Genomic DNA, 263 nt, shown 5'->3' on the forward strand with positions numbered 1-263 from the left:
TGGCCCGGGAAACCCTGGCCGAAGGCGTGGAAAAACTCACCTTCCCGGCCAACAGCGAAGTGCTGCCGCAACAGGATCGCGATGAAGAGAACATCAGCTACCTGGCGCAAACCCGGCCATTGAGCGACACCCCGTGGAATTTCACCCTGCTCACGCCGTTGCAGGATCTGCGGCGCGAAGCGATCAATCAGGGGATTCTGGTGGCGGTCGCCTTCGCGCTGGTGGCGTTTCTGCTGATTGCCTGGAACGAGCGGCGCAAGGTC

General features: G+C 62.0%; 1 pseudogene. It reads left to right on the forward strand.

Annotated elements, in window-relative coordinates:
* Window positions 1-263: pseudogene (locus tag ACZ3GY_RS24225) on the forward strand (sensor histidine kinase); the annotation flags it as partial.

The organism is Pseudomonas sp. PME37.24/006, from assembly GCF_055556635.1.